The following is an 8,632-nucleotide window of genomic DNA, read 5'->3' on the forward strand; positions in this document are numbered from 1 at the left end:
CCGCCTTCGACCCGGCCCTGGACGGCAAGATCCGCGTCTCGGTCGTGGCCACGGGCATGGAAGACCTGGCCGCCGCCAAGGGCGCGCCGGTTGCCGGAACCTCGGCCTTCGACACGCGCCGCCCGGCCGCCCCCTATGCCGCCTCGCGCGCCGAACCGGTCCGCAACGAACCCGCCCGCAGCGAGCCCGTCCGGGCCGAGGCCCCGCGCCAGCCCGAGCCGGCGCCGATCGTCCCGACCTTTCAGTCCGCCCAGCCGGCCTACGGGACTGCGGCCCGCGCTCCCGAGCCGCGCCCGGAACCCGTGATCCACGTCGCCGAGGACCGCGCACTGGAGCCGATCGTCGATCCCTGGGTCGAGGAGTATGAATCCTCGCCCCGCGCCCGCACGGCCGCCGAGACGACTGCCCCGGTCGCCCAGGGCGACCTGTACATGGACCGTTCGGCCGATCGCGCGCCCCAGCCGGAAACCCGGCGCGAGGAGCCGGCCTATGACGAGTACGACGACCGCGATCATCGCAAGTCGGGCTGGAGCCTGTTCGGCCGCGGCAAGCGTCAGCCGGCCCAGCCGACGTATCCGCCGTCGCGTCCGACCGAGTCCCGCATGACCGAGATGCGTCCGACCACCCAGGCCCAGCCGGCGCCCGAGCCGGATCTGAACCAGGCGGAAGACGATCTGGAAATCCCGTCCTTCCTGCGCCGCCTCGCCAACTAGTCTTCGACCGATCAGGAAAGCCCCGGAGCGCGAGCTCCGGGGCTTTTCGCGTCGAGTACGGTTACGAAAACCGAAACAATCGGAAACCCGACTTTCATTTCGCTGTTGCGGGGCCGTCGCTAGACGGTTGCTGGGGCGAAATCCGCACGGGTTGCGGGCATCGCGATTGAGAGAGTTTTGAGCTTGCCGGTCAGCTACGACCATCGCCAGAGAACGACCGTCGCTCCCGCGATCATCGCGGGCGTGGGCGTGCACACGGGCGACCGGGTGCGTCTGGCCGTGCGTCCGGCCCCGGTCGGGACGGGCATCGTCTTCGTGCGGACGGACATCAAGGACCGCGACAACCGCATTCCGGTCTCGGGCGAGGCCGTCGTCGACGCCCGCCTGAACACCATGATCGAGAACGCCGCCGGGGTGCGCCTGTCGACCATCGAGCACCTGATGGCCGCCTTCGCGGCCCTGGGCGTATCGAACGCCGTGGTCGAGGTGGACGGCCCCGAGCTGCCGATCCTCGACGGTTCCGCGCTGCAATTCGTCCAGCTGCTGGACCGCGCCGGCTTCCGCCGCCAGGAGGCCCCGGTCCGCTACATCGAGATCCTCGAGCCGATCCGGGTCCAGGAAGGCGACAAGACCGCCGCCCTGCTGCCCTGCGACCGCTATGAGATGCGGTTCGAGATCGAGTTCGACACGCCGGTCATCGGCAACCAGGTGGTGGACTTCGTCGTCGACGAGGAAACCTTCCGCAACGAGATCATGGCCGCCCGCACCTTCGGCTTCGCCCATGAGGTCGAGGCCCTGCGCCGCGCCGGCCTGGCCCGCGGCGGTTCGCTGGAAAACGCCGTGGTCATCGACGGCGACCAGATCCTGAACCCCGGCGGCCTGCGGATGGAGCGGGAGTTCGTCAAGCACAAGCCGTGGCACGAGCTGGCGATGCGGTTCGCGGCGGACGGCTATCANTCGCTGGAAAACGCCGTGGTCATCGACGGCGACCAGATCCTGAACCCCGGCGGCCTGCGGATGGAGCGGGAGTTCGTCAAGCACAAGGCGCTGGACGCGATCGGCGACCTGTATGTGCTCGGCGCCCCTCTGCTGGGCCGCTACGAGGGCGTCAAGGCGGGCCACCACATCAACAACCTGCTGGTCCGCGAACTGCTGGCCAATCCGCAGGCGTGGCGCGAAGTGACCGGCGCGCCGGAACTGGCGATGGCGGGTTAAAAACCGGCCGCTGGACGACGGGGAATTCGACGACGCTTTTCGCGTGATTTCGGATACCGGATCCGGGGAATCGAGAGACGACGGCTACGGCCTCAGCGAAGGCTGATCGCGCTCATCATCCGGCCGAAGTCCGGCTCTCCATTCAGCCAGGCCCGCCGGTTCGAGAAGAACCGAACCTCGTCCACGCGCGTATCGTGGCCGGTCCAGGCCGCGTCGCCGACGCCGGCCTGTTCGAGACGCCACAACACGAAGCCGGGAAGATCGAACAGCCGTTTGTCCGGCGCCGCGCCGGGCGCGAAGAAGCGGCCGCTGCCGGGATCGTGGTGATCGAACCGGCCCTGAAAGTCGGCGCCGACCTCGTAACTGGCCTGGGCGATGCAGGGGCCGACCACGGCGACCATGCGCCGGGGCTCGGCGCCGAGGGCCTGCATGGCCGCGACGGTGGAGTGGATGACGCCGTCCAGGGCTCCCTTCCAGCCGGCGTGGGCTGCGCCGACGATCCCCGCCTCGGGATCCGCCAGCAACACCGGTGCGCAGTCCGCCGTCAGGACGGCGCAGATCACGCTCGGCGCGGCCGTGACGGTGGCGTCGCCCTCCGGCCGGTCGCCCTTCCAGCCGGCTTCGGCGACCCGGGCGAGGCTGGAGTGGATCTGGTAGCAGGCGGCGAAGTCGTCGGGGACGCCGCCCATATGCGCCGCCACCCGTCTCCGGTTTTCCGCCACGGCGGCGGGGTAGTCGGTGGAGCCGACGCCGGTGTTCAGACTGGCATAAATGCCGGTGGAAACGCCGCCCTGGCGCGTGAAGAAGCCATGGCGGACGCCCGCCTTGTCCAGCAGCGAGTGGGTGATCGGTTCCAGCGTCATATCCCGTCCTCGAAACCCGGGACCACCAGGCTACGGGGCGAGAAGACCACGCAGGCCTTGAACAGCGTCCCCATCTGGTCGTCCGCAGTCAGGCGGGCCAGCTGGCGCTCGATGACGGGCGCCGCGTCAGGCCGTCCCGCCTTCAACCGGTCTGCGCGGGCTTCGATCCCGAGCCGCCGGAGGAATTCACCCTGACCCAGGGTTCCGGTGACGTCGGCCCCCGCGCGGACGGCGGCCTCCAGCACCGTCGGGAAGTCGGCCCACTGGGTCAGGTCGGCCTCGCCCGGCGTTTCCAGCGGATCGACCTTCTGATGCCGCCGCAGGGCCTGAAGCGTGTCGCCGGCCTCGGGCCTGGCGCGGCCGTAGTCGATCAGCAGGGCGGCCCCGGAGGCCGCCTTTACCAAGGCCGCCACGTCGCGGCCGAAGGCGGCCTGCTGATCGGACATCTCGACCGTCTGGCCCGGCTCGACCGCGAACGCGGGACGGGTGAAGCCGCCGGTGATGCGCACCAGGCCGAAGGTCAGGCCGCCGTCGTCGGTCACGCCGACGCGGCGCTCGGCCCAGCCGTCGTCCGTCTTCACGAACTGGCGCGCGGGCAGGCAGTCCAGCACCTCGTTGGCGATCAGGATGACGGGGGCGTCGGTCTCGACCCGGTTCAGGTCCCTGACCCAGCGCGGATGAACATCGCTGTCGTTCAGCATTCGCGCCTGTGCCGCGCGCAGGGGCGGGCTGGGTTCGATCAGGACCAAGTCGACGGCAGAGAGGAAATCGGGCGCCAGCCGCGCCGCGCGCAGGGCGTCGGCCATCAATGTGCCGTCGCCGGGTCCGACCTCGACCAGCCGGATCCGCTCGGGCGCGCCCAGCCGCCGCCACAGCTCGACCGCCCAGAGGCCGATCAGCTCGCCGAACATCTGGCTGACCATCGGCGCGGTGACGAAGTCGCCGCTCGCCCCGATCGCCGGGCGGGTGGCGTAATAGCCGCCCTCGGGATCGTGCAGGCAGCGGGCGACATAGTCGGCCACCGTCATCGGGCCGGTCAGGGCGATCTCCCGCGCCAGTCTGTCCCCAAGCGAAGCGCCCATGGATCAGGCGGCGGCGGGCGGCCGGCTCCAGGCGCGCCAGATCAGAACCGCCCCGATGATCATCATCGGGATCGACAGGATCATGCCCATGGTCAGACCCAGCGGCAGGTTGTCGAGACCGGCGTCGGGCTGGCGCACATTCTCCAGCAGGGCGCGGGACAGGCCGTAGCCGAACAGGAAGACGCCGGTGACATAGCCGGGCTTGGACAGCAGCCTGCATTTGTGGATGGCGAACCACAGGATGGCGAACAGGACCAGGCCCTCGAGGCCGGCTTCGTACAGCTGGCTGGGATGGCGGGGCACGTCGCCGGCTGGGCAGCCGTTATAGAGCCGATAGATGCGGTCGTTGCAGAAGCGGACCGCCCAGGGGACGGTCGTCTCGCGGCCCCAGAGCTCGCCGTTGATGAAGTTGGCGAGGCGGCCGAAGAACAGGCCGATCGGCGCGGCGGGGGCCACGAGATCGCCAAGGCTCAGCAGCCGGATCTTGTGCCGCCAGGCGAACCAGACGATCGCGACCGAAACCCCGATCAGGCCGCCGTGGAAGGACATGCCGCCGTCCCACAGGCGGAACAGCGCCAGCCGTTCGCCCCAGTCGGCGCCCGTGAACAGGCGGCCGTACAGCTCGGGTTGGTAGAAGAGGGCGAAGCCCAGGCGCCCGCCGAGGATGATGCCGAGGGTGATGTAGAGGACCAGATCGTCCAGCTGCAGGGTCGTGACCGGCGGCTTCGCGGGCTGCCACAGGGCGTTGGCCTTCACCAGCCGGGCGCAGTACCACCAGCCCAGGACGATGCCGGCGACATAGGCCAGCGCATACCAGCGGATATCCAGCGGGCCGATGCTGAGCAGCACCGGATCGAACTCGGGGAATTGCACGGGCACTCCTGTCGAAGGGTCTCGAAGGGCGGTTTAGCAAGCGTCGCCGGGCGCGTCCCTGAATTTTCCGCAACACGGCGTCGCCCGGCGCCCAAATCAGGCCATAGGTCGCATCGACAGCAAGGTTTCGTTCACCATATCGGGTGAACCTTCATTAACGACGCTCGCCCGTTCGAGCCGGAGCCCGCAGATGCAGACGCGCAACCCCATCCTCGACGAGTTCGCCAAGCTGACGACCGGCGCCATGGGCCTGGCCCAGGCGGCGGGCGAGGAGGCGAAGACGGCCTTCCGTGCACAGACGGACCGCATGGCCGCGGAACTGGACCTGGTCCGCCGCGACGAGTTCGACGCGCTGAAGGCCGAGATCGCCGCCCTGCGCGCCGAGGTCGCGGCGCTGAAAACCCCTGCAAAGGCTGGAAAAAAGCCTGCCACGGGAACGTCCACAGSGTCGGTTCCCCCTCAGGACGCAGCCGGTTGAGCCGAATCTGCGAACCCGCCTACCGTTGCGTGACGGGGCGTGAGTCGCGCCCGGAGAGTGCCTGATGGACGCTGTACGGCCCGAAGAAGTCGATGTTCCCTACGATCCGCTGGATGTCGTGGAACACGTCCTGGTGGCTGNGGCGCGCAGCAGGGGCACGTCGCCATAGGTGATGACCACCTGCCCGACGAAATCGGGTGAAGTCGAAGGGTTCGAGCTCGTCGGGGCGGATCCGCTCGACGTTCCAAATCTGCGAACCCGCCTACCGTCTGATGACAGGGCGTGAGTCGCGCCCGGAGAGTGCCTGATGGACGCTGTACGGCCCGAAGAAGTCGATGTTCCCTACGATCCGCTGGATGTCGTGGAACACGTCCTGGTGGCYGAAAACCTGCCGTTCGACCGSACCGACGARGGCGATCTGGCCTTCGCCCTGGCYGGCGACTGGAAGGACTATGAGCTGTGGTTCGCCTGGCGGCCSGAGGGCGACTGCCTTCAGCTGTGCTGCGCCCTGGACCTGCAGGCGAAGAAGTCGCGGCGCGCCGCCGCCTATGAACTGGTCGGYCTGATCAACCAGCGYACCTGGATGGGCCATTTCGAGGTCTGGGCCGAGGACGGCGAGATCGTCTTCCGSCACTCGCTGGCCCTGCCGATGGGCGAGCGCCCCACCCTGGCCCAGGCGGCCTCGATGATCGACGCGGCGGTCGAGGCCGCSGACCGCTACTACCCGGCCTTCGACTTCATGATCCGCGGATCGAAGAAGCCGCAGGAGGCGATCGACGCCTGCCTGTTCGAGACCGTCGGCACSGCCTGACGGCCATGACCCCTCTCGTCCCCTCGGGCCCCGTCGTCCTGCTGGGCTGCGGCCGGCTGGGTTCGGCCATCGTCGAGGGGTGGCTGAAGACCGGGACGGTCGCGGCGACCGACCTGATCATCCTGACGCCCTCGGACAAGCCGGCCGCCGAGGCGGCGCGGGCCCGGGGCGCGCGGATCAATCCGCCGATGGAGGCGCTGGCGGCCGCGCGGGCGCTGGTGCTGGCGGTGAAGCCTGCGATCTGGCGCGCGGCGCTGGCTCCGCTGACGGCCCATCTGGGCCCGCAGACGCGGCTGGTTTCCGTCATGGCGGGGGTTCCGGCGGCCGAGATCGCCTTGGCCTCCGCGCGGCCTGTCGCCCGGGTCATGCCGACGACCGCGGTGGCGCAGGGGCGCGGCGTCGCCGCCCTGTGGTCCTCCGATGCCGAGACGCGCGAGCTGGCGCGCGTTCTGTTCGCCGGCATGGCCGATGTCGTGGACCTCGAGTCCGAAGCCCAAATCGACATCGCCACGGCGGTGGCGGGCTCCGCTCCCGCCTTCATCTATGCCTTCGTCCAGGCCCTGGCCGAGGCGGGGCGGGCGGACGGCTTGTCGGCCGGGGCGGCGCAACGACTGGCCCGCGGCGCCCTGCGGTCGGCGGGAGCCGGAGTCGAGACGGAGGAGTCGCTGGACGCGCTGATCGCCCGCATCGCGTCACCCGGCGGCACGACGCGCGCGGGTCTCGACGCCATGGCGGCCGGCGGCGATCTGGAGCGCGCGGCGAGGGCGGCCGTCGCCGCCGCCGTGCAGCGGGCGCGAACCCTCTAGCGGGTGACGTAGCGACCGTCGGCCAGGTTGGCGGCCAGCCGGCGATAGGCGCGGTCGGCGTCCTGCCAGGCGGTGAAGCCCCGCACCTCCGCTATGCTCGTCGAATACCAGTCGTACTCGACCGGATGGATCAGGCCGTCGGCCGTCGTCACGTGGCCCGAAATGGTCGCGCCGCCGATCGAGACGCTGCGGATTCCGTCCAGACCGGGACGGTCGACCATCTGCTGCATGGTCGGCCGGTTGGGCTTCAGATCGGTCAGGGTCAGATTGACCTCGGCCCCGTTCAGCGCGCCGCGGCGCACGAGTGTTCGACGCACGACATCGGCCAGACGCGAGGCCTGCTGCTGAACCTCGCGCCGGCCCAGTTCGTCGGCGTGTTCGAGCACCTCGGGTCCGATCGTGACATTGACGGCGACGGGATCGGCCAGGACCGGCGTCGCCGCGACCGCCAGAACGGCGGCGAGCGGAGCAAGGAAGGCGAGTCTACGCATGGATGTTCTCCAGAGCCCTGTCGCCGCGAAAGATGCGCGCTATGGCTCCGCTTCGCCAGTGGAGGGCGCCAAATGTGATCAGCCGGGCAGGCGGATCAGGGCCCGCAGGCCGCCCAGATCGCTGCGCTCGAGGGTGATGTCGCCGCCGTGACCCCGGGCGACGTCGCGGGCGATGGCCAGACCGAGGCCCACGCCCTTGCGGTTCTGGTTGCGCGAGGCGTCCAGGCGGGAGAAGGGCCGGAAGGCCTCTTCATGCATGTCCTCGGGAATGCCGGGGCCGTCGTCCTCGATCGCCACCTCCAGTCCGCCCGAGGGCAGGGCGCGCGCGCTCAACCGGACATGCTCGCCATGGGCCGCCGCATTGCCCGCCAGATTGGTCAGGGCCCGCTTGAAGGCGAGGGGGCGCAGCGACGCGGTCAGCCCCTCGGGCGCGACGACCTCGACCTCGGCTCCGGCGCGACGGGCGTCCTCGGCGGCGGCGCCCAACAGGTCTGACAGGGAGACAGGCTGCGCCGCCTCGCCGGCCTCGCCGCGGGCGAAGGCGAGGTATTCGTCGATCATGTGCTCCATCTCGTCCAGGTCGCCCTGCATGGCGCCGGCGCGCTTGAACGGGGGAGCCAGGGCCAGTTCGAGCCGGAGGCGGGTCAGAGGCGTGCGCAGGTCGTGGCTGACCGAGGCCAGCAGGGCGGTGCGCTGGTCGATGTGGCGCTGGATCCGCTCGCGCATGGCGAGGAAGGCGACGGCGGCGGCGCGGACCTCGCGCGCTCCGTGCGGTTTGAACCGTTCCTGGGTCTCGCCCCGGCCGAAGGCTTCCGCGGCCTCGGCCAGCCGCTCGATGGCGCGGACCTGGTTGCGGATGAACAGGATGGCGACGCCCATCAGCAGGACGGTGGCGATCAGCAGCCACAGCACGAAGATGTGGGCCTGGGTGGCGACGGCGCGCTCGCGCGGAGCGATGATGCGCAGCACGCCCTGCGGCTGCTGCACCCGGATATCGACATAGGCGGGGTAGCGGGTGGTGTCGAACCAGAAGGGCTGGTCCAGCCGCGCGGCCAGCGCCTGCTCCAGCGTGCGATCGACGACGCCGACGGGGCCGCGCCGGTTCTCCTCGGGCAGGACCGCGCCGTCCTGGAGGGCGATGGACAGGGACATCGAGCGCTGGGCGCGTTCGGAGATGACGGCCATGTTCCGCGGCGTCGGGTCGTCGCGCCAGCTTTCGGCGGCCCAGGCGATATCGCCGGCCAGGCCGTCGGACAGGCGGGCGGTCACCGTCTGCCAGTGCATGTCGAAAAAGGCCCAG

At 70.2% G+C, this 8,632-nt stretch carries 9 protein-coding genes and 2 pseudogenes; 6 read left to right on the top strand and 5 right to left on the bottom strand.

Annotation, left to right across the window (positions count from 1 at the left end):
• The 3 genes and pseudogenes from ASD25_RS31110 to ASD25_RS30840 form a co-directional block, all read left to right on the top strand.
• Positions 1-713, top strand: a pseudogene (locus ASD25_RS31110) (cell division protein FtsZ); the annotation flags it as partial.
• Between the two features lie 183 nt (positions 714-896).
• Positions 897-1,669: UDP-3-O-acyl-N-acetylglucosamine deacetylase (gene lpxC, locus ASD25_RS26510; protein ID WP_156389478.1), on the top strand; the 773-nt coding region annotated here is incomplete at its 3' end.
• Between the two features lies 1 nt (position 1,670).
• Positions 1,671-1,928, top strand: a pseudogene (locus tag ASD25_RS30840) (UDP-3-O-acyl-N-acetylglucosamine deacetylase); the annotation flags it as partial.
• Between the two features lie 92 nt (positions 1,929-2,020).
• On the opposite strand, the gene pgeF reads toward ASD25_RS30840, so the two are convergent.
• The 3 genes from pgeF to lgt are packed head-to-tail and all read right to left on the bottom strand — an operon-like array spanning position 2,021 to position 4,746.
• Positions 2,021-2,791, bottom strand: coding sequence for a peptidoglycan editing factor PgeF (gene pgeF, locus ASD25_RS26515; protein WP_055828824.1), 771 nt, complete (start codon positions 2,789-2,791; stop codon positions 2,021-2,023).
• Positions 2,788-3,873: a class I SAM-dependent methyltransferase gene (locus ASD25_RS26520; protein WP_055828827.1), complete on the bottom strand. Its 1,086-nt coding sequence runs from the start codon at positions 3,871-3,873 to the stop codon at positions 2,788-2,790. Before ASD25_RS26520 ends, pgeF begins: the two co-directional genes overlap by 4 nt.
• 3 nt (positions 3,874-3,876) lie before the next feature.
• On the bottom strand, positions 3,877-4,746 hold the full coding sequence (gene lgt, locus ASD25_RS26525; RefSeq protein ID WP_055828829.1) for a prolipoprotein diacylglyceryl transferase: 870 nt from the start codon (positions 4,744-4,746) through the stop codon (positions 3,877-3,879).
• Positions 4,747-4,936: 190 nt separating this feature from the next.
• On the opposite strand from lgt, the gene ASD25_RS26530 reads away from it, so the two are divergent.
• From ASD25_RS26530 to ASD25_RS26540, 3 genes are all read left to right on the top strand, one after another.
• Entirely contained in the window at positions 4,937-5,224 is a 288-nt protein-coding gene (locus tag ASD25_RS26530; protein ID WP_056621481.1) for an accessory factor UbiK family protein, read from the top strand.
• A gap of 307 nt (positions 5,225-5,531) precedes the next feature.
• Positions 5,532-6,035: a YbjN domain-containing protein gene (locus tag ASD25_RS26535; protein ID WP_055828834.1), complete on the top strand. Its 504-nt coding sequence runs from the start codon at positions 5,532-5,534 to the stop codon at positions 6,033-6,035.
• 5 nt (positions 6,036-6,040) lie between these two features.
• The gene (locus tag ASD25_RS26540) at positions 6,041-6,841 is read left to right on the top strand and encodes a pyrroline-5-carboxylate reductase (protein WP_055828837.1); all 801 of its coding nucleotides are present in this window, start codon (positions 6,041-6,043) and stop codon (positions 6,839-6,841) included.
• Here the strand turns inward: ASD25_RS26540 and ASD25_RS26545 are convergent.
• Both ASD25_RS26545 and ASD25_RS26550 read right to left on the bottom strand, forming a co-directional pair.
• On the bottom strand, positions 6,838-7,332 hold the full coding sequence (locus tag ASD25_RS26545) for a hypothetical protein (protein WP_055828840.1): 495 nt from the start codon (positions 7,330-7,332) through the stop codon (positions 6,838-6,840). The genes ASD25_RS26540 and ASD25_RS26545 overlap by 4 nt on opposite strands.
• 78 nt (positions 7,333-7,410) lie before the next feature.
• Positions 7,411-8,632 (bottom strand): ATP-binding protein (locus ASD25_RS26550; protein ID WP_056621485.1); only part of this gene is annotated, 1,222 nt, incomplete at its 5' end.

This window comes from Brevundimonas sp. Root1423 (assembly GCF_001426805.1).